Source organism: Polynucleobacter finlandensis (assembly GCF_018881755.1).
Taxonomy (GTDB): Bacteria; Pseudomonadota; Gammaproteobacteria; order Burkholderiales; family Burkholderiaceae; genus Polynucleobacter; species Polynucleobacter finlandensis.
On the sequence record NZ_JACVPS010000009.1, the window covers coordinates 1 to 24,097 of the forward strand.

The following is a 24,097-nucleotide window of genomic DNA, read 5'->3' on the forward strand; positions in this document are numbered from 1 at the left end:
GCTAAAGCTCGCAAAGCAATCGCCGCTTCTTAATCTCAATATTGATGAATGAGATGGCCACCTTCGGGTGGTTTTTTGTTGTCTCTGCATGGGCTGCTTTGGGTCGGACTCTGCCGATTAGACTTAGATAGGGTGATGGTCTGCTTTGCATCCAAAAGCCGCCAGACATATTTTTTCAGAGCTTAAAAAATTAGATGCAAGGTTAAAGATTAAGACTATTTTCTTTGCGAGCAAATCAAACACTCAATAGCAAAGAGGCGACTTGTATAAAGAGGCTCTAAATTTGGACAATAGAGCAAACAGCAAACCAATATAAACAAGGGGTTAGGAGCGCCTAAACACCAATTCTATTGTCCAGTCTCAACTATGTAAGTCATTGTTTTATATACATAAAGTGTCACTCAGGTGTATGGGCTACGAACCAAGGGGTCGTGGGTTCAATTCCTGCCAGCCGCACCAACTATAAGGGCCTCCTGTCGGAGGCCCTTACCTTTTGGGTCATTTCAATCTCATTTAGGCTCTTGAAATTGCCTATATAGTTGAGGTCAATATGACAAAAATCAACGCTTCCCAGGCTTTATCCCGCTATCGGGTGCTGGATTTAACCCGAGTTCGTTCGGGTCCTGTTTGTGCCCGCCACTTGGCTGACTTTGGTGCGGATGTGATTAAGATCGAAAATCCTGGCCTCGAAGAGTATGCGGGACCACGAGAAGCGGCTGATTTTCAGAATCTCCATCGCAATAAACGCTCCATTACGCTCAACCTAAAATCTGCCGAGGGTAAGGCCATCTTTGATAGATTGGTTCAGACTGCCGATGTGGTGATTGAGAACTATCGCCCCGATGTGAAGTTTCGTTTGGGTATTGACTATGAGTCACTGAAAAAACTCAATCCCAAAATAGTGCTTGCGAGTATTTCTGGTTTTGGTCAAGATGGTCCTTACGTCAATCGACCTGGCTTTGATCAAATCGCCCAAGGGCTATCCGGTTTGATGTCAGTGACTGGACGTCCAGGCGAAGGCCCGATGCGCGTTGGTAGTGCAGTCACAGATGTGACTGCAGGACTCTTAGCAGCAATGGGTGTGATGACTGCATTGCTCGAGCGTGAAGTCAGCGGTGAAGGGCAATGGGTTCAATCCAACCTATTACAAGCAGGGCTTACCTTATTGGATTTTCAAGCAGCTCGGTACACCATGAGTGGCGAGGTGGCCAAGCAGGTTGGCAATGATCACCCCACCTTTATGCCGACTTCCGCATACCAAGCTAGTGATGGCTACATCAATATTGCTGCTACGGGTCCAGGCATCTGGGAAAAGTTTGCTGCAGCGATTGGTCGCGATGACTTATTGGCCGATGAGCAATTCAAAATTGGTAAAGGTAGATCAGAAGGCCGCGCGCGCTTAAATGCTGAACTCAGCAAAACCTTGATTCAGAAAACCAGTGCCCAATGGGTAGAAATACTTTTAAAAGCAGGCATACCTTGTGGGCCGATTTATGGGATTGATCAAGTCTTTGCTGATCCCCAAGTGCAACATCTTGGCGCTATCGGCAAGGTCACGCATCCAGAGTTGGGTGAATTATCTTTATTGAATCAATCGATTGCTTTATCCAGAACTCCCGCTACGATGGTTGCCAGCAGTCCGATTAAGGGTCAGCACACCACAGAGGTATTGCGTGAAATTGGCTATAGCGATCTTGAGATTGAAGTATTTACAAATAATCACGTTATTGAATAAGAAAGTCAGTATGGCAAGAATCATTACTCAAAAAAAAGGTGCGGTAGGCATCATCACCATCTCTAATCCTGAAAAGATGAATGCGATGACCTTGGATATGTGGTCCGCCATTCCTGCAGCCATTCAAAGCTTTGACGCAGATGCTGAAGTGCGCGTGATTGTGGTTTCAGGTGAGGGTGAAAAGGCTTTTATCTCTGGCGCAGATATTTCCCAATTCGACAAGCTTCGGGGAACAGCAGATGCCCAGGAGCAATACAACCAAGCGGTCACTGCAGCGTATCAAGCCCCCATAGTTTGTAGCAAGCCTGTGATCGCAAGCATTCGTGGATATTGCTTTGGTGGCGGATTAGGTTTCTCCGCATCCTGCGATATTCGGATTTGCTCAGAAGATGCTCAATTTAGAATGCCTGCCGCTCGATTGGGATTGGGTTACAGCCCAGAGGGTATTCGACGCTTCATGAGTATTCTCGGGCCGGCTAATACCGCTGACATCTTCTTCAGTGCCCGCCGCTTTAATGCAAGAGATGCATTACAAATGGGCTTTGTTTCCAAAGTACACCCAGATGCTGATCTAGAAAAATTGACCATGGAGTATGCCCAACTCATCTCTGAGAATGCGCCGTTGACTGTAGCCGCGAGTAAGTTTGCGATTAAGCAAGCTTTGCTTGATCCAGAGCTTAAGGATTTAGAGCGGGCCACAGAGATGGTCAAGATTTGCTTTGCTAGTGAAGACTACAAAGAGGGCCGCAAGGCTTTTGCAGAAAAACGCACACCTCAGTTCACTGGTAAATAATGATGTTGATCAGCAGAAGAGTTGCCGGTTTTTTGATTTACGCACTGATCTGCTGTAGCTCTTTTGTTTATGCGCAAAATACTTATCCAGATAGGCCCATTAAGTTAATTGTTGGCTATCCACCAGGCGGCGCAGCAGATTTTGTAGCCCGCGTTACTGCGGAGCAAATCTCTCGTGAAATTGGCGTTGCAGTTACTGTCGAGAATCGACCTGGGGCAGGAGGTGCGATTGCCGCCGATTTAGTGGCTAAAGCCCCGCCTGATGGTTACACCATTTCTTTATATGGTCCGCATGCGCAGATCAAGGCACTTTATCCAAAGATGGCTCTAGAGGAGGGTGACTTTGTACCAGTCACCAATATTGCAACCGGCTCCATGATTATTTGCGCAAATCCAAAGGTGCCCTATAAAAATCTTCGAGAGTTGATTGCTTTCAGCAAAGCCAATCCTGGAGTAATTTTTAACGCCTCCTCTGGCAATGGTTCAACTCCTCATTTAGCCGCCGCTTTATTTGAATCTGTTGCTAATGTGAAATTCACAACCATTCAATTTAAAGGTGGCGGTCCAGCAGCCGTCTCAACAATAGCTGGTGATACCCAACTCATGTTTGCTACGCCGCCAACAGTCATGAGTTTTATTAAGAGTGGTGACTTAAAGGCGATTGCTTTAACCTCCGCCAAACCTTCTGCCGCCATTCCTGGGGTTGCTGGAGCCGAAGAAAGTGGCTTATCTGGCTATAACTCAACGTTTTCATATGGACTGTATTTCCCAGCCGGCACTCCCGCTGCTATTACCAACAAGATGTTTGTTGCTGCATCCAAGGGGATGGCTCAGCCAGGGGTCAAGCAGCGTTTAGCCGCACAAGGCATGGATGTCACCACCTCGAAATCTCCAGCCCAGTTTCAGGTCCATTTGCGGACCGAGGCACCAGCTTTGGCTGAGATTGTCAGAATCTCCGGCGCCAAATTGGAATAGTATTTTTTCGATATCGACAGGGCCTTCTATTTCAACCATTTCATGTCGATTTCACATAGATACCTTATAGTTTGCCTATGAGCATTTCAGCCCCCATTTCTTCAGCAGAGCCCCCAGTCGCGGTTTGGTCCCAGTCTGATGGCAATAACGCCAAAATTTCCCTCATGGGCAAAATTAATGTCTATTCCCTGGGTGGGGTATGGACTCAAATTCGCGCTGCTCAAAATGCTTGGCTGAAACAAGGCGCAAGTCAGTCCTTAGTATTAGATGCCTCACAGATTTCTTCTTTAGATGGTGCAGGTATTGCCTTTTTGATTGGTGTTGAAGAGGTACAACAAAAAGCAGGTGGAAAGTTTGAGATTGTCGGTTTAGATGCTCGCTACCAGCCGCTCTTAAAAGAATTTGACCCTATCTCGAATTTATTTCCAGTGCCAGCAGTCATTCCTAAGAGAAGTTTTATCGTTAGCACAGGCATGGCTGCACAAAATCTGATTGACGATGCCCGTGGTCTCATCACTTTCACTGGCCACTTAACAGCGGATTTAGTGTGGTCCATTCGCAATATCAAACAGGTGCGCTGGGGTGATTTTGTCAACGCTGCCGTAGAAGCTGGTATCAATGCTTTGCCGATTGTGGGTTTGGTCTCCTTTTTGATCGGGGTAATTTTGTCGTTTCAAGCGGCCATTGGTATGAAGCAATTTGGCGCCGAATCTTTTGTGGGCCCGCTAGCTGCACTAGGCATTGTGCGAGAAATGGGTCCCTTGATTACTGCCATTTTGCTTGCTGGCCGTTCATCAGCTGCGTTTGCCGCTGAGATTGGCACCATGACTGTCAATAGTGAAGTCGATGCATTGGTGAGTGGGGGCCTGAGCCCCATTCGCTTCTTGGTTGTGCCAAGAGTACTTGCAGGTATTTTGGTGATGCCAATCTTAACTTTATATGCCGACATCATCAGCATCATTGCCTCGATGTTTACGATGCTGGCTTACGGTATCCCGTTTATTAATTTTTATAACGGCATGTTGGCAGCTGTAGATATTGAAGACATCTCATCTGGCTTAATTAAAGCGACGCTGTTTGGCGTTGTGGTATCCGCTGTAGGTTGCTTGCGTGGTATGCAGACTGGCACAGGCGCTGCTGCAGTAGGTATTTCTGCAACGCGCGCTGTTGTTAGCAGCATCGTAATGATCGTATTGGTTGACGGTGTGTTTGCCTTCATTTCCTATAAGACAGGTTTCTGATGGATATGACCAATAACAACTCCACCAATACGACCTACGCCATAGACGTTCAGAATCTCACAGTAGGTTATGGCTCGAACGTGTTGATGAAGGATCTCAACTTCACTGTGAACAATGGGGAGATTTTTGTGATTCTTGGCGGTTCTGGTTGCGGTAAGTCCAGCCTTCTGAAAAATCTCTTTGGTTTGTATCAGCCTCTAGCTGGCGATGTTCTGATTGAAGGGCAAAATATTACTGCTGCTCAAGGAGCAGAGCGTCAAAAGATCATGACAAGCTTTGGTGTGATGTATCAGCAGGGCGCTTTATTTGGTTCTATGAATTTACTTGAGAACGTGACACTCTTTATGGAGGAGTACACCGAGCTCACTCAGGATCAGATGGATTTATTGGCGCGCTGTAAATTGGATTTGGTCGGCTTGCTGCCATATGAAACCTATATGCCCAGTGAGATTAGTGGGGGGATGCAAAAACGTGCCGCCATTGCCCGAGCCATGGCACTTGATCCTAAAATTTTATTTCTGGATGAACCGTCAGCCGGCCTAGATCCCATTACCTCAGCAGATTTAGATAGCACGATTTTGGACTTATCGAAAAATTTGGGCATTACCTTTGTGATCGTGTCTCATGAGCTAGCTAGTATTTATGCCATTGCCGATAAAGTCATCATGTTAGATAAGGGTGCCAAGGGCATCATTGCCGAAGGCGATCCAAAAGTATTAAGAGATACCAGTACTGACCCTAGAGTGCATCAATTCTTTAATCGCATTATGAGTAAGGACGTAGCATGAGCAATAACTCAAATCCCAATTATTTCCGTCTCGGCCTATTTGTACTTGCTGCAATTGGAGTGCTTGTTGCAGTCGTCCTCATTTTTGGATCAGGCCAGCTTTTTAAAAAATCATTTGTGATTGAGACCTATATTAAGCAATCTGTGACAGGTTTGGATACAGGAGCCTCAGTAAGGTTTAGGGGTGTCAAGATTGGCCAGGTTACTTTAATTGGTTTGTCTGGAGATATTTATGAGAAGGACATTCCGTTTCAAGAAAGAAAGCAATATGTAGTGGTGCGTATGCAGATCCTTGGTGAAACAGTGAATGAAGACCTTATTCAGGAGTTTGTTAAAAATAATTTACGCGCACAAGTGAAGTCCCAGGGCATTACAGGCGTCAATTACATTGAATTTAATTTCACCCCAAATGCCAATGCCTACCCACCGTTGCCTTATGACTGGAAGCCAGCTTACCCAACCATTCCCTCTTTACCCAATCAAGCTGACCAAATTATTGGCGGTATTCAGAAGTTGATTGATGGCATGAATCAGATCAACATCGATGGCACTCAGAAAAAATTTGATGCTCTATTGAATAATTTAAATCTAGTGATGGGTGGTAATGGCAAAGACAATGACGGCATTATTCAATCTGTCAAAGATTTGAATGTTTTATTAGCTCGCATTGCTAAGGTAACCGATAAAGATGAGCTAAATGTGCTGATGCGTGAACTGGTCGGCGCCATGGTCTCTTTGCGCCAGACGATTACCAGCATTCAGGGCGATTCTGCGATTACCATCGAGAATCTCAAGCAAACTAGCGAGCAATTAAATGAGCTCACCAGAATTGCTAGTCAGTCGCCAGCGAGTTTGATCTGGAGTGAACCGCCACCTCGAATTACGCCGCCCATGAATGGAGCGCAAAAATGAGAACCCAATTGATGAATCGATCGACTCTACTGAAATTTGTTGTTTGTGGTGCATCGCTCGCCATTCTGGTGGCATGTTCTTTACCAAAGCAACCAGCAATTCAACCTACGAGCTGGATGGTTGCCCCTGAGCGTACTGGCAGCCCTTATCAGCCGCGCACTAACTTTTGGTTAAAGATTGGATCTATCTCTGTTACGCCACCCTCTGACGGCAAGTCTATGGTCTATCGACTGGGTGATCAGCGCTATGAAAAAGATTTCTACAACATTTATTCAACCATTCCGAGTGAGATGATCGGCAATGCCACACGCCAGTGGTTGAACAATGCCAATATCTTCTCTACGACGGTAGGTCAAAGCAATACCTTCTTCCCTTATTACACCCTGCAAGCTTCTGTGGAAGAGTTCTATGGGGATTACCGCGTTCGCCCTGAGGCGGTTGTAACGATAGAGTTTTTCCTAGTTGTTGCTAATGGTGGCAAAACCAGTCCCCTCATTGGTGCAAATCGTTACTCTCAGCGTGTTGCACTCAAAGACAATACCCCTGGTGCCTTAGCCATTGGTCAGCAGCAGGCTTTAGCCGAGATCCTCAAGCAGTATGAAGGGGAGTTATATAAGTATTCAGGCAATTTGCCAAAACCTTTAGGTCAGTAATTTTATGAAAAGCCTTACCCGTCGCTCAGTTGTTTCATCAGCACTGCAATTATCTCTTTTGACCTTAGGCATGGGGTTCAGTGTTTTTGCGTCAGCACAAAGTTTTCCCACCAAGCCAATACGTTTAATTGTTCCCTTTGCGCCCGGTGGCAGCACTGACATCATTGCACGCGCTGTGGGTGATGCCTTGGGCCGCCAATTGGGTCAGCCTGTGATTGTCGAGAACAAAGCTGGTGGTGGAGGTTCTGTTGGCGCTTTGGAGGTGATGCGTGCCCCTAAAGATGGTTACACCATTGGCATGGCCACTGTTTCCACTACAGCAGCCAATCCTGCAATCAATCCTAAGATTGGTTATGACCCGATTAAAGATTTCATGCCGATTAGCAATATTGCGGCAACCCCAAACGTGATTGCAGTCAATCCTTCATTTCCGGCAAAGGATTTCAAAACCTTCATGGCGGTATTGAAGGCGAACCCTGGTAAGTATTCTTATTCAAGTTCGGGCACAGGCGGTATTGGCCATTTGCAAACAGAGTTGTTCAAAAGTCTTGCTGGTGTATTCATTGTGCATATTCCGTATCGTGGCGCTGGCCCAGCATTGGCTGACACGGTTGGCGGTCAGGTATCCATGATTTTTGATAACTTGCCATCCTCTTTGCCGTTTATTAAAGACGGTAAGCTGGTGCCGATTGTGGTCGCCGCCCCTAAACGTTTGGCGCAACTGCCAAATGTACCCACTTTTTCAGAGGTCGGTTTAGCACCAGTCAATCGCATGGCTTACTATGGCCTTTTGGGTCCGGCTGGTATGCCTAAAGACGTTGTTGATAAGTACTATGCAGCTCTTCAAAAGGTCGTCGCAGACCCTACAGTATTAAAGCGCATTGAGGAGACCGGCTCTATCATTAACGTCAATGGTCCCGATGCATTCTCAAAAGAGATTAAGGCCGAGTACGCGGTTTATAAAGAAGTTGTAGCTAAACAGAAATTACAGTTAGATTAATCACTTCATCATCGGAGTGATTTGCTTATTATAAAAATAGATAGATCAAAATTATTGGGGATCACATGGATTTAGGAATAAAAGGTAAGGTTGCATTGGTGTTGGCCTCTAGTCGTGGTTTAGGTCAAGCGATGGCAGTGTCGCTGGCACGTGAGGGCGTCAAGGTGGCAGTAACCGGTCGTAACCCAGAGGGCTTAAAAAAATCTGTTGAGATGATTGAAGCTGTGGGCGGTACAGCCTTAGCCCTTTCTTGGGATCTTGCGGACTTATCCGTGATTGATGGCTTGGTTTCTAAAGTAGAAAAAGAACTTGGCCCGATTGATATTCTGATTAATAACACTGGTGGACCACCCCCAACTCCTGCAGCCGGTCAAGATCCTGCTCTGTGGCAAAAAAGTTTTAATGACATGGTTTTGTCTCTCATCAGCATCACTGATCGAGTGCTGCCTGGTATGCGCCAGCGTAAGTGGGGTCGTATTGTCACGAGCACCACTTCAGGCGCCATAGCTCCAATCAAGAACTTGGCGATTTCCAATACCTTGCGCGCAGCGTTGCTGGCCTGGTCTAAAACCTTAGCCTCTGAAGTCGCTACTGAAGGCATTACAGTCAACGTCATCATGCCGGGTCGCGTCGCCACTGATCGTCTGCGTCAATTAGATGAGGCAAGAGCAGGGCGTGAAGGTACAAGTTATGAGGCAGTAGTTCAAGCGAGTTTGCGACAAATTCCCATGGGGCGCTATGGTGATCCAACCGAGTATGGCGATACCGCCGCATTCTTATGTAGTCAAAATGCTTCTTTCATTACCGGCACTGTCACTCGAGTGGATGGCGGCCAGGTTCAGGCGGTTTGATAGGAGCGCTCTCTGACCTCTTGCGAGGTCTGCGACGGGATCTCAGATCTACTGAGTTAGCTTGGCTGCTAGTGGCGCTTACCTTATCGGTAGCTGCTTTATCAAGTGTGAGTTTTTTGGCGGATAGAATGCAACGCGCATTTCAGTTTGATGCGCGTCAGCTTCTGGCGGCTGATCTATTGATTGCTGGCGATCGCCCAATACCAGAGCGCTTTCTTGTAGAGGCACAAACACGTAATCTTCAAATTGCCCAAACCGTCGTTTTCCCAAGCATGGCTACGGTGGGCTCACAAAGTAAGTTGAGCTCATTAAAGGCTGTCAGTTCAAGCTATCCGCTGCGTGGTCAGTTGCAAATTGATGCGCCAAAAGAAACTCCAATTATTAACAAGCAACAGAATGGCCCAAGTAAAGGAACAGTTTGGGTTGATCCTGCCATGCTCAATAGTTTGCATGCGAAGGTCGGCGATCAAATTATCTTAGGTGATCAGCGTTTCACAATCGATGCGCTACTGTTGCGTGAATTAGATCGTGGTGCGGGTTTTATGAACTTTGCACCCCGTGTGATGATGTCCTTAGATGATTTGCCAGCAACGGGACTTATTGGCTTTGGTAGTCGCGTGACTTATCGCTTGCTATTGGCAGGTTCCGATAAAGATGTGGCTAGCTATCAGAAGTGGGTCGAGAACTATATTCAGTCTGAGGATATTCGAGGCCTACGCATCGAGACTTTGGAGAACGCGCAACCCATTATGCGCAAAACTCTGGAAAGGGCTGAGCGCTTCCTGTCTTTGATTGCCTTGTTAACGGCAATGGTTGCTGCAGTAGCGATTGCTTTATCTGCGCGTCGTTACGTCATTAAACAAGCCGATGTGTGTGCCGTACTGAAATGCTTTGGTGCCAGTCAGGCAAACATCCTAAAACGACAAGTGCAGACTCTAGTGGCTATCGGTATTGCAGCTGCAGTCTTGGGTTCCCTGATTGGTTATGGCGTTCAACACATTCTATTGGGTTTATTGGGTAATTTGATCTTGGCTAATCTGCCAGCAATCTCACTTTGGCCGGTGTTATGGAGCGCCTTGTTTGCTTGGTTCTTATTGATTGGTTTTGCAGGCCCGCCTTTATTTAGCTTGATCAAAGTGAGCCCCATTCGTTTGGTGCGCAAAGAGTTTGAAGGTGTTTCTGTCGCGGCAGTATGGGTGGCCATCTTTGGTATAGCTACCTGTAGTGCTTTGATTGTGATTGCCGCGCGAGATTGGAAGTTGGCCGCCTGGGTTGGTCTAAGCTTTGGTGCGGCAGTAGCGGTTTTTGCGCTGTTAGCCTGGGGAATTCTGAAACTGTTGGGGCGCATTACGCCAAAAAACTTTGCCCTGCGTTTTGCTTTAACAATGCAAACACGCCGCTCTGGCTTTGCAGTGATGCAAATTACTGCATTAGGAATTGCTTTGATGGCGCTCTTGATGATTCTGCTCTTGCGTCAAGACTTGTTAAGTACTTGGCGCGGCAATATTCCTGCGGATGCGCCCAATCGTTTCATGATTAATGTGCAAGAGGATCAAAAGCAGGGCATAGCTCAAACTTTGTTAGCTGCTGGATTAACCAAGCCAGATTTTTACCCAATGGTTCGTGGGCGTTTAATTGATATCAACGGCCGCAACATCACTCCCAATGATTACGTTGAAGACAATGCCCGGCGCTTAGTGGATCGAGAATTTAATCTCTCCTATACAATCCAGTTACCTCCCGGTAACCGGATTACAGACGGTCAATGGATTGAAGGTTCCAAACCAGAAATCTCCCTTGAGACCGGAATTGCTAAAACGCTCAAACTCAAGCTAGGTGACCAACTCAGTTTTGAAGTTGCCGGTGAAAAAGTAACTGCGCCTATTACTTCATTGCGCAAATTGGATTGGGGATCCATGCGTGTGAACTTTTTTGTCATCATGCCGCCAGATTTACTCAAGGGCCTGCCGCAATCTTGGATCACCTCTTATTACCAGCCGCCGGACATTCAGAATTTGGATTTTGAGTTAACCCAAGCCTATCCAAATTTGACAGTAGTGGATGTCGCCGTCTCATTAGCGCAGATTCAGGAAGTGCTGGATCGCCTATCGATGGCTTTGGGTGTGTTATTTGCGTTTACGATTGCTGCAGCGATCTTGGTATTAATGGCAGCAATCGCAGCAACTCAAGATGAGCGCTTTAGAAGTGCGGCACTTTTAAAGGCAGTGGGCGCCTCCCAAACAGTATTGGGTAGCATTGCCGCGGCGGAGTTAAGCATCATTGGTTTGGTGGCCGGGAGTTTGGCAGGTCTTGCCGCAGGGGTAGCGGCTTGGGCATTAGGACGTTTTGTTTTGGAGATTGAGTTCAACGCCTTTGCACAAGCTCTTGGTATGGGCATTGCTTTTGGAGTGCTGGCTTGTGGTTTGGCTGGATTTCGGTTTTGCCGAAAAATACAGAGAGCCAGTGCGATTGAATGCTTACGAGAAAGCACCTAAGAGAAAGTGCCTAGGAGAGTGTTACGGCGCTCTTTGGTAATTCAACTAAGCGAGAGCCAGCAAAACGGTCTGGCAAACTTTGACGCCCAAGTGGGTTGACGCGATCTAGATAAGTACTCAGTGGCCAGATAAATAGCGCGACCGTAAAGAGCATTTCAATAATCTGCCATTTCTCTAGCTGTAATAGAGCCTGCAACAAGATGCAAGGCAAAATCCAGAGTGAGCCGTATACATAACGCCAAAAGGCTTGGCGTCTGCTTAAAGTGTAGCCACTCTGATTGATCATACGGATGCGCCAAGTTTGCATCGCGAGTGTTTGACCTGATTTAGTCCAGTACCAAACAAAGTAAAGACCCAGCACCACATAAAGATATAAAAAGGTAAGCCAGCTTGGTAATGAAACACCGAACAAAATACCTAAGGCTAAGTTAGGCACCAGGAAAGTCAATGCGACTACGCCTAGTAAAACAAGTTGTTCATAGAGTGTGCAAGAAACCCGACGCCAAAATTGGGGGGAGGGTAAAGCACTCAATTCTGCAGGCGTCATAAGCCTTATTGATTGCTTGGGGCGCTAGTACTCTCGGTGCTCTCGGCAGGACTTTCTGGAGCGCTTAGTGTCAAAGCAGGTTTTTGTTTAATGGGGTGTTGCTGCAAAGTTGGCGCACTTGCAGCGGTTGGCTTCTTCTTATTTTCTTCTGCCTTGGCTAACTTTTTCTTTTCTTCATCGCTTAACTTTTGATACGCACTCCACGCCTCTGCTTTTTTCTCAGCGGGAAACTTCAGGCTAGAGAGATAGTTTTCACGAGCCACGCGACGATCTTTTTGTGACAGGCTAGACCAACCAACCATTCGGGACTGAAGTCGGGCCTGATCTTGCTCGTTCATCTTTGGATAGAGGTTAGCGACTTGCACCCACTTCTTGCGACTCTCAGGAAGCATATAGTCCCAGTCGCTTTCGAGCGGCGCCAGAATTTTTTGTTGCGCTGGCTTGAGACTTTCCCAAGTACCATCCGGTTTTTTCTCGGGGATGCCAGTTGGTTTGCTATGACCACCATTTGCAGCGGAGCCACCAGATGATGGGCCTTGTGCGTACGCTACAGAAATACTGCCGCTAAGAACAGCAATGGCTAGCGCAGTGTAGGCGCTGGCAGCAGCTGTCTTGAGGGTCATTGCCATTCTGGGTGAGTGGCGAATTATTTGCTTTGGATCGAGCTTGAGCTATTAGAGCTAGAGTCAGCTATGCCGCCATTCTTCAGGAAGCCCATAAAGCCGCTGTCGGCATAGGCATCTGGTGGAACATCATCAGATAAGAGCGCTGCATCGACCTCAGCAATATCGTTAATGCGTGAATCTTCTTGCCACTGGGCAATGCCAATCAGTCCAAAAACCAAGACAACGAGTGGTGCAACCCAGCCAAGGGTGTCCCAGGTGGAGCGTGAGCCAAATGACCAGTTTCCAGAGGAAATCGCCAAAACTGGCTTTTGCATCCAAACTTTTTCTGCTTTTCTGACGGAAAGCGCCTTCATGCGGGCAGCGTAAAGGCGATCTTTAATGCTGGCAGGCAAGGCTTGAGAGCCTTGACTAAGCAGGGCGGCACTAGCTTGGCCAAATTGGTCAGCTTGGGTCGGGTTTAAGAGGTCTTCAGCGCGGTTCACAGGGTAATTCCTTTTAATTTCAATGCTTTAGCTAGGGCTTGAGTAGCCCTAGAACAATGCGTTTTGACGCTACCTTCGCTACAACTCATGGCTTTGGCAGTATCAGTAATGCTTAGCTCATCCCAATAACGCATCAGGAAGGCTTCTCGTTGACGAGCGGGTAATTTTGATATTTCCGACTCTAATGCCTGCAGCAGTTGGCTGCGTTCTAGTTTATGAGCCCCATCTTGGTGAATTTCACTGTCATCAGGGGCTGAAAGTGACTCTAGGGGGTCAAAATCATCGTTTTCATCCGTTTTCTTTCCCATATTGGAAAAGAGGGTGACCCAAGTATTTCTGACTTTTTGCCGTCTAAACCAGTCATGAATGCGATTTTGCAAGATTCTGGTGAAAACCAGGGGTAATTCAGCTGCTGGCCTATCCCCATATTTCTCTGCCAACTTGATCATGGCATCTTGCACGATGTCCAAAGCTGCATCGTCATCTCGCACGGCGTAGACCGCTTGCTTAAAAGCTCGCTGTTCTACTCTGCTGAGAAAGTCGGATAGTTCTTGGGCTGACGCCATGCAAAGGATTAGACCTCAATCTGTAAGTGTTGAGCTATTTTAGGGGATTGCTATAGAATATAGGGCTTACTACCTAGAATCTCATTCAAGAAGTGGTTTTTTCCGGTAGCAGCGCCGTTCGAACCCGGGCCATAAGCAAGGGATAGAACAGACCAAACAATTTTTTGCCGAAAATTGCAAAGGACGAAAGAAAATGAATACAAGCAGCGCCGAATTTTTAGCTACTAAAGCTAACAAAGACACAGCAACCCCAACTCCCGTAGCGGCCCCAGAAATCATTGGTGCAGAAATGCTCGTGCGTGCCCTGCATGCCGAGGGTGTGGAATTCGTTTGGGGATACCCCGGCGGATCTGTTCTCTTTATCTATGACGAAATTTTTAAGCAGAATAAGTTTGAACACATACTTGTTCGCCATGAGCAAGCAGCAGTGCATGCGGCCGATGGTTACGCACGTGCAACCGGTAAGGTTGGCGTTGCCTTAGTAACCTCTGGTCCTGGCGTCACCAATGCGGTGACAGGTATTGCTACTGCTTACACTGATTCGATCCCCATGGTGATCATCAGCGGTAACGTGCCAACCTATGCGATTGGTGAAGATGCTTTCCAAGAGGCAGATACCGTTGGTATTACTCGCCCAGTGGTAAAGCACAACTTCCTCGTGAAGGATGTAAGAGATTTGCCTTTGGTATTGAAGAAGGCTTTTCACATTGCCCAAACAGGACGTCCTGGTCCAGTATTGATTGATATTCCTAAAGACGTTTCGGCGGCTAAGGCGCCATTCGTTTATCCAGAAACTTTGGAGATGCGTTCCTATAACCCAGTAGTGAAGGGTCATAGTGGGCAGATTCGCAAGGCGGTTTCTTTATTGCAAGAAGCAGAGCGTCCATACATCTATACCGGTGGTGGTGTGATCTTGGCTGATGCAGCCCCAGAACTCAAAGAGTTTGCTGACTTACTTGGTTACCCAGTTACCAACACCTTGATGGGCTTAGGCGGTTTTCCTGGTTCTAGCCCTCAGTTCTTGGGTATGTTGGGGATGCACGGTACATACCAAGCCAACATGGCAATGCAACACAGTGATGTGTTGATTGCGATTGGTGCGCGCTTTGATGACCGCGTGATCGGCAATACCGAGCACTTTGCAAGTCATCCACGCAAGATCATTCATATCGATATCGATCCTTCCGTGATTTCTAAGCGCGTGAAGGTGGATGTTCCGATTGTTGGCAATCTGAAAGAAGTATTGCAAGAAATGACTGCGCAACTAAAAGCTGCTGGTCCACGCAAGAATGAGGCAAAAGTTGCCGCTTGGTGGGAGCAGATTAATGAGTGGCGCAAAAAAGATTGCCTTAAGTACGACGAAGCATCACAAATCGTGAAGCCTCAGTATGTGGTTCAAAAGTTGTATGAGCTCACTGGTGGCGACGCCATTATTACTTCGGACGTAGGTCAACATCAGATGTGGGCCGCGCAGTTCTACAAATTTGATAAGCCACGTCGCTGGATTAACTCTGGTGGTCTTGGTACCATGGGTGTTGGCTTGCCATACGCCATGGGAATCAAGAAGGCCTTTCCTGAGCAGGATGTTTTTGCCATTACTGGTGAAGGCTCCATTCAGATGTGCATTCAAGAGCTATCGACTTGTAAGCAGTACAACACGCCTGTAAAGATTGTGTCTTTGAACAACCGCTACTTAGGTATGGTTCGTCAGTGGCAAGAGCTTACCTATAACAAGCGTTATTCCAGTTCTTACATGGATTCTTTGCCAGACTTTGTGAAGTTGGCTGAAGCCTATGGTCACGTTGGTATGCGGATTGAGAAGAAGTCTGATGTTGAGGGCGCACTCAAAGAGGCGATTCGATTGAAAGATCGTACGGTGTTTATGGATTTCCAAACTGACCCAGAAGAAAACGTTTGGCCTATGGTCCAAGCAGGTAAGGGTATTACTGAAATGCTTTTGGGTAGCGAGGATCTCTGATGCGACATATTATTTCTGTACTCATCGAGAACGAGCCCGGTGCCTTGTCCCGCGTTGTGGGTCTTTTCTCCGCACGTGGCTACAACATTGAAACTTTGAGCGTTGCGCCAACGGAAGATCCATCGCTCTCACGTATGACGATTGTCACGATGGGTTCTGATGATGTCATCGAGCAAATCACTAAACACTTAAACCGTTTGGTTGAAGTCGTGAAGGTGTTTGATCTGAGTGAGGGCCCTCATATTGAGCGTGAGCTCATGATGATTAAGGTTCGCGCAGTGGGTAAAGAGCGTGAAGAGCTCAAGCGCACTACCGATATCTTTCGCGGTCGCATCATTGATGTGACGGATAAGAGTTACACCATTGAATTAACTGGTGATGGCACCAAATTGGATGCCTTTATTGATTCGATTGATCGTGCCTCCATTTTAGAAACTGTGCGTTCGGGCGGTTCTGGAATTGGGCGCGGCGAGCGTATCTTGAAGGTTTAATTTTTTAACTGATTACTGCATTAACTACATTTTCAAAAACAAGGAAAGAGCATGAAAGTTTTTTACGATAAAGACGCTGATTTGTCCCTCATTAAAGGCAAAAAAGTCACCATCATTGGCTACGGTTCACAAGGACATGCCCATGCCCTGAACTTGAACGACTCTGGCGTTAAAGTGACTGTCGGTTTGCGTAAAGATGGCGCTTCTTGGAGCAAGGCCGCTAATGCTGGCTTGAGCGTTAAAGAAGTTGCTGAAGCTGTTAAAGATGCTGACGTTGTGATGATGCTCTTGCCTGATGAGCAAATTGCTGATGTGTACAACAAAGAAGTTCACGCCAATATTAAGCAGGGTGCAGCTCTTGCATTCGCTCATGGCTTTAACGTTCACTATGGTCAAGTTCAGCCACGTGCTGACTTGGACGTGATCATGATTGCTCCTAAGGCTCCAGGCCACACTGTGCGCGGTACTTATGCACAAGGCGGTGGTGTTCCTCATTTGATCGCTGTTTACCAAGATAAGTCTGGTTCAGCTCGTGATGTTGCTTTGTCATACGCCACTGCTAACGGCGGCGGTCGTGCCGGCATCATCGAAACAAACTTCCGTGAAGAAACTGAAACCGATTTGTTCGGTGAGCAGGCTGTTCTTTGCGGTGGCGCAGTGGAATTGATCAAAGCTGGTTTTGAGACTTTGGTTGAAGCAGGTTACGCTCCGGAGATGGCTTACTTTGAGTGCTTACATGAGCTCAAGTTGATTGTTGACTTGATCTACGAAGGTGGTATCGCCAACATGAACTACTCTATCTCTAACAATGCTGAGTACGGTGAGTACGTTACTGGTCCACGCGTTGTGACTGAAGATACTAAGAATGCAATGCGTCAGTGCTTGAAAGATATTCAAACTGGTGAGTATGCCAAGAGCTTCATCTTGGAAAATAAAGCAGGTGCACCTACTTTGATTTCACGTCGTCGTTTGAATGCAGAGCATGACATCGAAATAGTTGGTGCTAAGTTGCGCGCCATGATGCCTTGGATTGCTAAAAACAAATTGGTTGACCAGACTAAGAACTAAGCAATCATTTAATCAGCAGTAAGAAGTAATAAAAAGGCTCAGAATAAAGATGATGTATCCACACCCCATTATTGCGAAAGAAGGTTGGCCGTATTTAGCGTTAGTGGGAGTTGTGACTTTGCTTGCTCACTATCTCGGTGGCATTGCATGGTCATGGCCACTGTGGATTATTTTCTTGTTTGTTCTGCAGTTTTTTCGCGACCCGCAGCGCATTGCTGCTTTAGGTCGTGATTTGGTGTTATCCCCGGCAGATGGTCGTATTGTGGTTGTTGAAAAAACCAATGATCCATATGCAGGTCGTGAAGCACTCAAGATTAGCGTGTTCATGAACGTATTTAATGTTCACTCCAACCGTAGCGCAGTCAATGGTTTGGTAAAAGAAATTCAGTATTTTCCAGGCAAGTTTGTGAATGCCGATTTAGATAAAGCCTCTACTGAGAACGAGCGCAATGCCGTAGTCATTGATGCTAACGGTCAAATTGTGACTTTGGTCCAGGTTGCCGGTTTAATTGCCCGCCGTATTCTTTGTTATATCCATGTCGGCGATCGTCTCAAAGCAGGTGAGCGCTATGGCTTCATTCGCTTTGGCTCGCGGGTAGATGTATATTTACCCTTAACAGCCGAACCTTTGGTGAGTGTTGGCGATAAGGTATTTTCTACAAATACTGCTTTAGCCCGCTTACCGGGTCTTGATTAACCTTATTGGGATCATCATTGAGTACATTTCGCCGTCGTGGCCGCATCGATCGTAGTCGCTTAACTCGTCCTCCACGTAACGAAGATCAGTGGGCAGAGGATCTGGGCGATGGCATTGATTTTGAAGTAGAAGAGTTACACGAAAAGCCTCGCCCTCGCAGCAAAGGTATTTACTTGCTGCCAAACGCTTTTACTACCGCAGCTTTATTTAGTGGTTTCTTCGCCATCGTCAATGCGATGAACGACCAGTTCCAGGTTGCTGCTATCGCCATTTTTGCTTCTCTTGTTTTGGATGGCATGGATGGCCGGATTGCCCGTATGACCAATACTCAAAGTGCTTTTGGTGAGCAATATGATTCGCTTGCTGATATGGTTTCCTTTGGTGTTGCTCCTGCTTTAGTGGCTTATGAGTGGGCATTAAAAGATTTGGGTAAGTGGGGCTGGTTAGCTGCCTTTACATACTGCGCAGGTGCCGCTTTGCGTTTAGCCCGTTTCAATGTGAACACGGGCGTAGTCGATAAAAAGTTTTTCCAAGGTTTGCCAAGCCCAGCTGCCGGTGCATTAATGGCTGGATTTATTTGGTTGGCTGATGACAATAAGATTCCGGTGCGAGACACTTTGATTCCGTGGATTACCTTCTTTATTGCAGTCTATGCCGGCTTGACTATGGTTTCTAATGCGCGTTTTTATAGTGGCAAGGCCTTGGATGTGCGCTACCGCGTGCCATTTGGGGTGATGGTCTTGATGATCTTGACCTTTGTTTTGATTTCCTCAAATCCACCCTTGACCCTATTTGGCTTGTTTGTTGTCTACTCCATCTCTGGTTACGTCATTTGGGCGTGGGAGCGCTTCAGTGGACGTCGTTTTAGCTAATTTGGAATATTTAGGTTATATTTAATCCATGTTTATGAATTTCTCACCTTTAACCGGCCTCCTTCTACTAGCACTAAGCCTAAAGCTTGGGGCGGGTAAGGCCTGAGTTGATGAGATCACAGTAATTCATTAACCACCACATACCAGCCCCAGCAAATTGCTGGGGTTTTTGTTTTTAAGATTGATGTAAAAATTGAGCAACAGAATATTTAAGCAGCATTGAACCGGAGAGTAGTGATGAGCGACAAAATAATCATTTTTGATACCACCTTGCGTGATGGCGAGCAGTCTCCTGGCGCCTCGATGACCAAGGATGAAAAAGTTCGAATTGCCCGTCAATTAGAGCGACTCAAGGTTGACGTGATTGAAGCTGGATTTGCTGCCAGCTCCGAAGGCGACTTTGCGGCCATCTCTGCGGTTGCCGCAGCCATTAAAGATTCCATTGTGTGTTCATTGGCGCGCGCTAACGATAAAGACATTACACGTGCGGCTGATGCACTCAAGCCCGCTAATGCAAAACGAATTCATGCATTTTTAGCAACCTCACCATTGCATATGGCCGTGAAATTGCGTATGTCTCCTGAAGAAGTCTTGGAGCAAGCAAAACGTTCCATTCGCTTTGCCAGAAACTTGGCCAGTGATATTGAGTTCTCGGCTGAAGACGGCTACCGCTCAGAAATGGATTTCTTGTGCAGAGTAGTGGAGGGCGTGATTAACGAAGGTGCTACCACCATCAATATTCCTGACACTGTTGGTTACGCCATTCCAGAGTTGTACGGTGACTTTATCAAGACCTTGCGCACTCGGGTACCAAACTCAGATAAAGCTGTGTGGTCCGTCCATTGTCATAACGATTTAGGTATGGCAGTTGCCAACTCCTTGGCTGGTGTCAAGATTGGTGGAGCTCGTCAGATCGAGTGCACCATTAACGGCTTGGGCGAGCGTGCTGGTAATACCGCTTTGGAAGAGATCGTGATGTCTTTACGTACTCGCACCGATTACTTTGACATGGTTTGCGGCATTGACGCTACGCAAATTGTTCCTGCATCTAAATTGGTTTCTCAGATTACTGGTTTTGTGGTGCAGCCAAATAAAGCAGTAGTTGGCGCAAATGCCTTTGCCCATGCCTCAGGCATCCATCAAGACGGTATTTTAAAAGCCCGTGAGACCTATGAAATCATGCGTGCAGAAGATGTGGGCTGGTCTACCAATAAGATTGTGTTGGGAAAATTGTCCGGTCGCAATGCCTTCAAGCAGCGCTTGCAAGAGTTGGGCATCACCTTAGAGGCTGAAGCCGATTTGAATGATGCGTTTGTGCGCTTTAAGGCTTTAGCTGATCAGAAGTCAGAAATCTTTGATGAAGACATTATTGCCATCATGTCAGATTCTGCTGCAGCGGAAGAGGGAGAGCACTATCGCTTTATCTCCATGAGCCAGCACTCTGAAACAGGTGAGCGTCCAAAGTCACGGATTACTTTTACGGTGGGCGGGAAAGAAGTTTCTTCTGAAGCAGAAGGTAATGGCCCGGTAGATGCGAGCTTGAATGCCATTGAGGCAACCGTGAAAAGCGGTGTTGAGCAATTACTGTATTCAGTCAATGCTATTACTTCGGGCACTCAGTCACAAGGCGAGGTGACTGTGCGTTTAGCTAAAGGTGGACGCATTGTGAATGGTGTTGGTACTGATCCAGACATCATTGCCGCTTCTGCAAAAGCGTATTTATCCGCTTTGAATAAGCTGCATGACCCAAGCCAGGCCAAGCTCAATGCGCAGATGACGCCTTAAGATTATTTATTGAGGTCAGTATCTTTATAGTACTTGGTGCCTTTGCCGGTGATCTCAGCGGCAAGGCCTGAGTCTGTGAGTTGGTACATCAATACTCCAGGCGAAACTGTTACTGCATCCTGGTAAGCGTCACCATTATTTTCATACTTTGCCGAGACGGTAGTTTGTCCGCCAAAAGTCCAGCCTGAGTTCACAAAATCATTGAGCGCTGCTTGAGTTTGGAATACAAAGATATTCTGAAATGACTTAATACCCAATCCAATTCCAGCCTGTACTTCAGCCATATCCATGTAGATGGGCTTTTTGGAATCCTTATTGATGACAACCCCAGTGCCAGTTCCGCCACCGGCGATGAGTATTTTCATGCCGAAGTTGCTAAAAGTCGCATAGCCCACGGCCTTTTCAATCGCTTCTTTGGCTTTGGGTTGTACCTTATAAAGGTTTGCCAGGATTTCTTGATTCTTTTTGAGGATATCTTCCCGTTGTTGCGCAACAGTCTTATCTGGACCAAAAATAGAAGAGAATTGGGCAGAAACGGGCTCATTAAGGCAAAAACTGAAAATAAGGAGGGTGGCTAGGGTGCGAAAAATAGAGGACATTTTTTAAGTTATTGATTTATATGGATATTTTATATTTAACTGCATAGATTAGATTTATAACATAAGGTCAGAAGCTTCGATATTCCCTATTTTTGAGGTCCTGTCTGCTACAATTCGAGGGCTTTGATTTATAAAGCTTTTTTGTTTTATTTTGTTAATAACGCACGACACAGATTGGGTGAAAGCTCAGGTGTTCGCAAGTAAGGAGTATTAAAAATGGCAGTTGCTGATATTAAAACGGCGGAAATCGTCAAAGAAAACGCGCGCAGCGCAAACGATACGGGTAGCCCTGAAGTTCAAGTTTCATTGCTAACAGCCCGCATCAATGAATTAACCCCCCATTTCAAGGCTAACGCTAAAGACCATCACAGCCGTCGTGGCTTGTTGAAGATGGTTTCACGTCGCCGTCGCCTCTTGGATTACCTCAAGGGCAAAGATTTGGATCGCTATCGCGCATTGATCGACAAATTAGGTCTCCGCAAGTAATTCTTATTGGTATGCAATGCCATCTTTCTTAGGGTTGTTTCGTAACGGAACCAGTCTTAAGCAGATGGCATGTTTTTTGGGCGCTTCAAGATTATTTGTATAGGGGATTGTGTCATTCCAATGAGTTTCTGAAAGTTTGATTCAGAGCCTCCCTGGAATGGCATCCCTTGTAATCTTCAATCGCTCCAGTGTTGTCGTGACACTGCTTTATCCCACGACAAGCGCAGTGCTCATGTGAGTTTTGCGTGAACAATTTGGAGAAGATCAGAATGACAATGTTTAAAAAATCAGTAAAGAGTTTTCAATGGGGCAACCATCAAGTAACCATGGAAACAGGCGAGATTGCTCGTCAATCAGGTGGTGCCGTTATTGTTAACGTTGATGACACAGTAGTAATGGGAACAGTAGTTGCATCAAAGTCTGCAAAGCCAGGCCAATCGTTTTTCCCGTTGACTGTTGATTACCTAGAAAAAACGTACGCCGCAGGCAAGATTCCTGGTGGCTTCTTCCGTCGTGAAGGCCGCCCATCAGAAGGTGAGACATTGATCTCCCGTTTGATCGATCGCCCATTACGCCCATTGTTCCCAGAAGGTTTCTTGAACGAAGTTCAAGTTGTGATTCATGTGTTGTCTATCAACCCTGATGTTCCTTCTGATATTCCTGCTTTGATCGCTGCATCAGCAGCCTTGGCTATTTCAGGCATTCCATTCGCTGGCCCAGTTGGCGCCGCACGCGTTGGTTACGCAGATGGCCAATACCTCTTGAACCCAACTCGTACAGAGCAAGCCACTAGCGCACTCGATTTGATCGTTGCTGGTACACAGGCTGCGGTATTGATGGTGGAGTCAGAAGCCAATCAATTATCAGAAGAAATCATGTTGGGCGCAGTTGTTTACGGTCATGACCAAATGCAAACTGCTATCAACGCCATTAACGAATTGGTTGCTGAAGCTGGCAAGCCAGATTGGGACTGGACTGCTGCTCCTAAAGATGAGCCATTTATTGCTAAGGTCACAGCAATCGCTGAAGGCCCATTGCGCGAGGCTTATCAGATTCGTCAAAAAGGTGCTCGTTCAGACAAGCTCAAAGAAATTACAAAAACAGTAGTAGCTAAGTTGCAAGAAGATGGTGATGTTGATGCAGTAGCAGTTAACGACATCTTGTTTGAAATCGAAGCCAAGATTGTTCGTAGCCAGATTTTGAATGGCGAGCCACGGATTGATGGTCGCGATACTCGCACTGTGCGTCCGATTGAAATTCGTAATGGCGTATTGCCACGTACACACGGTTCAGCATTGTTTACCCGTGGTGAAACACAGGCTCTTGTAGTAGCTACTTTAGGCACTGCACGTGACGAGCAGATCATTGATGCGCTCGAAGGTGAGTACCGTGATCGCTTCATGTTCCACTACAACATGCCTCCGTTCGCCACTGGCGAAACTGGCCGTGTAGGTAGCCCAAAGCGTCGTGAAATTGGTCACGGTCGTTTAGCTAAGCGCGCATTGATTCCAGTATTGCCAAGTGCAGAAGATTTTGCATATAGCATTCGTGTAGTTTCAGAGATTACTGAATCCAACGGTTCTTCGTCCATGGCTTCTGTTTGCGGCGGCTGTTTGGCAATGATGGACGCTGGTGTTCCAGTGAAAGCGCACGTTGCTGGTGTTGCAATGGGCTTGATTCTTGACGGCAATCGTTTTGCTGTATTGACCGATATTTTGGGTGATGAAGATCACTTAGGTGATATGGACTTCAAAGTCGCTGGTACTGCTAACGGTATTACTGCTTTGCAAATGGACATTAAAGTTCAAGGTATCACTAAAGAAATTATGCAAGTTGCTTTAGCTCAAGCTAAAGAAGGTCGTTTGCACATTTTGAGCAAGATGCAAGAGGCAATGGGTTCAGTTCGCACAGAATTGTCAGCTCATGCTCCACGTATGGTGTCTTTCAAGATCCATCCAGACAAGATTCGTGAAGTCATCGGTAAAGGCGGCGCAACAATTCAAGCCTTGACTAAAGAAACTGGTTGCAGCATTGATATTAAAGATGACGGCACTGTCACGATCGCTTCTACTAGCGCTGAAGGAATGGCTGAAGCAAAAGCACGTATCGAAGGCATTACTGCTGAAGCTGAAGTAGGCAAGATCTACGAAGGTCCAGTAGTGAAGTTGCTCGAGTTCGGTGCTTTGGTAAACATTCTGCCTGGTAAAGACGGTCTCTTGCACATCTCAGAAATTTCAACTGAGCGTGTAAAAGAAGTTAAAGATTACTTGCAAGAAGGCCAAGTGGTTCGCGTCAAGTTATTAGCTGCTGATGAACGTGGTCGTTTACGTTTATCACTTAAAGCTGCAATGGCTGAAGAAGGCGGCTCGATTGCTCCCTTAGCTGGCGCAACTGAAGCTGTTGCTGAAGCTGCTCCTGAAGTTGCTCCATCCGCTGGCGAAACTGCTTAAGTCTTTAGG

General features: G+C 46.6%; 23 protein-coding genes. 18 read left to right on the top strand and 5 right to left on the bottom strand.

Annotation, left to right across the window (positions count from 1 at the left end; genetic code table 11):
• Window positions 1-550: 550 nt before the first annotated feature.
• The 10 genes from ICN49_RS07155 to ICN49_RS07200 all read left to right on the top strand — a co-directional run bounded on the left by ICN49_RS07155 (window position 551) and on the right by ICN49_RS07200 (window position 11,441).
• Window positions 551-1,735, top strand: a complete 1,185-nt coding sequence (locus ICN49_RS07155) for a CaiB/BaiF CoA transferase family protein (protein ID WP_216167051.1) — start codon at window positions 551-553, stop codon at window positions 1,733-1,735.
• 10 nt (window positions 1,736-1,745) lie between these two features.
• A complete protein-coding gene (locus tag ICN49_RS07160; RefSeq protein ID WP_216167053.1) occupies window positions 1,746-2,528 on the top strand; it encodes an enoyl-CoA hydratase in 783 nt (260 codons plus the stop codon).
• Between the two features lie 2 nt (window positions 2,529-2,530).
• Window positions 2,531-3,502, top strand: coding sequence for a Bug family tripartite tricarboxylate transporter substrate binding protein (locus ICN49_RS07165; RefSeq protein ID WP_216167055.1), 972 nt, complete (start codon window positions 2,531-2,533; stop codon window positions 3,500-3,502).
• Between the two features lie 77 nt (window positions 3,503-3,579).
• On the top strand, window positions 3,580-4,743 hold the full coding sequence (locus tag ICN49_RS07170; RefSeq protein ID WP_216167057.1) for an ABC transporter permease: 1,164 nt from the start codon (window positions 3,580-3,582) through the stop codon (window positions 4,741-4,743).
• Entirely contained in the window at window positions 4,743-5,531 is a 789-nt protein-coding gene (locus tag ICN49_RS07175; protein ID WP_255535449.1) for an ABC transporter ATP-binding protein, read from the top strand. Before ICN49_RS07170 ends, ICN49_RS07175 begins: the two co-directional genes overlap by 1 nt.
• On the top strand, window positions 5,528-6,442 hold the full coding sequence (locus ICN49_RS07180; RefSeq protein ID WP_216167059.1) for an MlaD family protein: 915 nt from the start codon (window positions 5,528-5,530) through the stop codon (window positions 6,440-6,442). Before ICN49_RS07175 ends, ICN49_RS07180 begins: the two co-directional genes overlap by 4 nt.
• Before the next feature lie 11 nt (window positions 6,443-6,453).
• Window positions 6,454-7,095, top strand: a complete 642-nt coding sequence (locus tag ICN49_RS07185) for a PqiC family protein (RefSeq protein WP_216167061.1) — start codon at window positions 6,454-6,456, stop codon at window positions 7,093-7,095.
• Window positions 7,096-7,165: 70 nt separating this feature from the next.
• The gene (locus ICN49_RS07190; protein WP_255535457.1) at window positions 7,166-8,095 is read left to right on the top strand and encodes a tripartite tricarboxylate transporter substrate binding protein BugE; all 930 of its coding nucleotides are present in this window, start codon (window positions 7,166-7,168) and stop codon (window positions 8,093-8,095) included.
• A gap of 65 nt (window positions 8,096-8,160) precedes the next feature.
• Entirely contained in the window at window positions 8,161-8,946 is a 786-nt protein-coding gene (locus ICN49_RS07195; RefSeq protein WP_216167064.1) for an SDR family oxidoreductase, read from the top strand.
• 128 nt (window positions 8,947-9,074) lie between these two features.
• Window positions 9,075-11,441: an ABC transporter permease gene (locus tag ICN49_RS07200; RefSeq protein WP_255535452.1), complete on the top strand. Its 2,367-nt coding sequence runs from the start codon at window positions 9,075-9,077 to the stop codon at window positions 11,439-11,441.
• A gap of 10 nt (window positions 11,442-11,451) precedes the next feature.
• Here the strand turns inward: ICN49_RS07200 and ICN49_RS07205 are convergent, their stop codons facing one another.
• Genes ICN49_RS07205 through ICN49_RS07220 form a run of 4 tightly spaced genes read right to left on the bottom strand, consistent with a single transcriptional unit; the run spans window position 11,452 to window position 13,662 of the window.
• Window positions 11,452-11,988, bottom strand: coding sequence for an RDD family protein (locus tag ICN49_RS07205; protein ID WP_216167068.1), 537 nt, complete (start codon window positions 11,986-11,988; stop codon window positions 11,452-11,454).
• A gap of 5 nt (window positions 11,989-11,993) precedes the next feature.
• On the bottom strand, window positions 11,994-12,611 hold the full coding sequence (locus ICN49_RS07210) for a DUF3106 domain-containing protein (RefSeq protein WP_255535453.1): 618 nt from the start codon (window positions 12,609-12,611) through the stop codon (window positions 11,994-11,996).
• Window positions 12,612-12,634: 23 nt separating this feature from the next.
• Window positions 12,635-13,096: a DUF3619 family protein gene (locus ICN49_RS07215; RefSeq protein WP_216167071.1), complete on the bottom strand. Its 462-nt coding sequence runs from the start codon at window positions 13,094-13,096 to the stop codon at window positions 12,635-12,637.
• Window positions 13,093-13,662 carry an RNA polymerase sigma factor gene (locus ICN49_RS07220; RefSeq protein WP_216167073.1) on the bottom strand — a complete coding sequence of 190 codons (570 nt, stop codon included), beginning with the start codon at window positions 13,660-13,662 and terminating at the stop codon, window positions 13,093-13,095. The genes ICN49_RS07215 and ICN49_RS07220 overlap by 4 nt, the downstream gene beginning before the upstream one ends.
• Before the next feature lie 193 nt (window positions 13,663-13,855).
• On the opposite strand from ICN49_RS07220, the gene ICN49_RS07225 reads away from it, so the two are divergent.
• The 6 genes from ICN49_RS07225 (at window position 13,856) to ICN49_RS07250 (ending at window position 20,553) form a co-directional block, all read left to right on the top strand.
• Complete coding sequence (locus tag ICN49_RS07225) at window positions 13,856-15,640, top strand: acetolactate synthase 3 catalytic subunit (RefSeq protein WP_216167074.1); 1,785 nt, start codon at window positions 13,856-13,858, stop codon at window positions 15,638-15,640.
• Window positions 15,640-16,131, top strand: coding sequence for an acetolactate synthase small subunit (gene ilvN / locus ICN49_RS07230; protein ID WP_216167076.1), 492 nt, complete (start codon window positions 15,640-15,642; stop codon window positions 16,129-16,131). The genes ICN49_RS07225 and ilvN overlap by 1 nt, the downstream gene beginning before the upstream one ends.
• A gap of 51 nt (window positions 16,132-16,182) precedes the next feature.
• Complete coding sequence (gene ilvC / locus ICN49_RS07235) at window positions 16,183-17,199, top strand: ketol-acid reductoisomerase (RefSeq protein ID WP_216167078.1); 1,017 nt, start codon at window positions 16,183-16,185, stop codon at window positions 17,197-17,199.
• 49 nt (window positions 17,200-17,248) lie between these two features.
• Window positions 17,249-17,896, top strand: a complete 648-nt coding sequence (locus tag ICN49_RS07240) for a phosphatidylserine decarboxylase (protein ID WP_216167079.1) — start codon at window positions 17,249-17,251, stop codon at window positions 17,894-17,896.
• A gap of 17 nt (window positions 17,897-17,913) precedes the next feature.
• Window positions 17,914-18,768 (top strand): CDP-diacylglycerol--serine O-phosphatidyltransferase, encoded by an 855-nt coding sequence (gene pssA, locus ICN49_RS07245; RefSeq protein WP_216167086.1) that lies wholly within the window; start codon window positions 17,914-17,916, stop codon window positions 18,766-18,768.
• Between the two features lie 237 nt (window positions 18,769-19,005).
• Entirely contained in the window at window positions 19,006-20,553 is a 1,548-nt protein-coding gene (locus ICN49_RS07250; RefSeq protein WP_216167088.1) for a 2-isopropylmalate synthase, read from the top strand.
• Window positions 20,554-20,555: 2 nt separating this feature from the next.
• Here ICN49_RS07250 and ICN49_RS07255 read toward each other — a convergent pair whose 3' ends face one another.
• Complete coding sequence (locus tag ICN49_RS07255; protein WP_216167089.1) at window positions 20,556-21,152, bottom strand: lipid-binding SYLF domain-containing protein; 597 nt, start codon at window positions 21,150-21,152, stop codon at window positions 20,556-20,558.
• A 216-nt stretch (window positions 21,153-21,368) separates the two neighbouring features.
• Here ICN49_RS07255 and rpsO point away from each other — a divergent pair, with 216 nt between their 5' ends.
• Window positions 21,369-21,638 (top strand): 30S ribosomal protein S15, encoded by a 270-nt coding sequence (rpsO, locus tag ICN49_RS07260; RefSeq protein WP_068948469.1) that lies wholly within the window; start codon window positions 21,369-21,371, stop codon window positions 21,636-21,638.
• Between the two features lie 269 nt (window positions 21,639-21,907).
• The gene (gene pnp, locus ICN49_RS07265; RefSeq protein ID WP_216167091.1) at window positions 21,908-24,088 is read left to right on the top strand and encodes a polyribonucleotide nucleotidyltransferase; all 2,181 of its coding nucleotides are present in this window, start codon (window positions 21,908-21,910) and stop codon (window positions 24,086-24,088) included.
• The last annotated feature ends 9 nt before the right edge of the window (window positions 24,089-24,097 follow it).

Bases quoted from the DNA above. Each gene is read 5' to 3' on its own strand.
- ICN49_RS07155 (WP_216167051.1), top strand. From the start codon at position 551: ATGACAAAAATCAACGCTTCCCAGGCTTTATCCCGCTATCGGGTGCTG.
- ICN49_RS07160 (WP_216167053.1), top strand. From the start codon at position 1,746: ATGGCAAGAATCATTACTCAAAAAAAAGGTGCGGTAGGCATCATCACC.
- ICN49_RS07165 (WP_216167055.1), top strand. From the start codon at position 2,531: ATGTTGATCAGCAGAAGAGTTGCCGGTTTTTTGATTTACGCACTGATC.
- ICN49_RS07170 (WP_216167057.1), top strand. From the start codon at position 3,580: ATGAGCATTTCAGCCCCCATTTCTTCAGCAGAGCCCCCAGTCGCGGTT.
- ICN49_RS07175 (WP_255535449.1), top strand. From the start codon at position 4,743: ATGGATATGACCAATAACAACTCCACCAATACGACCTACGCCATAGAC.
- ICN49_RS07180 (WP_216167059.1), top strand. From the start codon at position 5,528: ATGAGCAATAACTCAAATCCCAATTATTTCCGTCTCGGCCTATTTGTA.
- ICN49_RS07185 (WP_216167061.1), top strand. From the start codon at position 6,454: ATGAATCGATCGACTCTACTGAAATTTGTTGTTTGTGGTGCATCGCTC.
- ICN49_RS07190 (WP_255535457.1), top strand. From the start codon at position 7,166: ATGGGGTTCAGTGTTTTTGCGTCAGCACAAAGTTTTCCCACCAAGCCA.
- ICN49_RS07195 (WP_216167064.1), top strand. From the start codon at position 8,161: ATGGATTTAGGAATAAAAGGTAAGGTTGCATTGGTGTTGGCCTCTAGT.
- ICN49_RS07200 (WP_255535452.1), top strand. From the start codon at position 9,075: ATGCAACGCGCATTTCAGTTTGATGCGCGTCAGCTTCTGGCGGCTGAT.
- ICN49_RS07205 (WP_216167068.1), bottom strand. From the start codon at position 11,988: ATGACGCCTGCAGAATTGAGTGCTTTACCCTCCCCCCAATTTTGGCGT.
- ICN49_RS07210 (WP_255535453.1), bottom strand. From the start codon at position 12,611: ATGACCCTCAAGACAGCTGCTGCCAGCGCCTACACTGCGCTAGCCATT.
- ICN49_RS07220 (WP_216167073.1), bottom strand. From the start codon at position 13,662: ATGGCGTCAGCCCAAGAACTATCCGACTTTCTCAGCAGAGTAGAACAG.
- ICN49_RS07225 (WP_216167074.1), top strand. From the start codon at position 13,856: ATGAATACAAGCAGCGCCGAATTTTTAGCTACTAAAGCTAACAAAGAC.
- ilvN (WP_216167076.1), top strand. From the start codon at position 15,640: ATGCGACATATTATTTCTGTACTCATCGAGAACGAGCCCGGTGCCTTG.
- ilvC (WP_216167078.1), top strand. From the start codon at position 16,183: ATGAAAGTTTTTTACGATAAAGACGCTGATTTGTCCCTCATTAAAGGC.
- ICN49_RS07240 (WP_216167079.1), top strand. From the start codon at position 17,249: ATGATGTATCCACACCCCATTATTGCGAAAGAAGGTTGGCCGTATTTA.
- ICN49_RS07250 (WP_216167088.1), top strand. From the start codon at position 19,006: ATGAGCGACAAAATAATCATTTTTGATACCACCTTGCGTGATGGCGAG.
- ICN49_RS07255 (WP_216167089.1), bottom strand. From the start codon at position 21,152: ATGTCCTCTATTTTTCGCACCCTAGCCACCCTCCTTATTTTCAGTTTT.
- rpsO (WP_068948469.1), top strand. From the start codon at position 21,369: ATGGCAGTTGCTGATATTAAAACGGCGGAAATCGTCAAAGAAAACGCG.
- pnp (WP_216167091.1), top strand. From the start codon at position 21,908: ATGACAATGTTTAAAAAATCAGTAAAGAGTTTTCAATGGGGCAACCAT.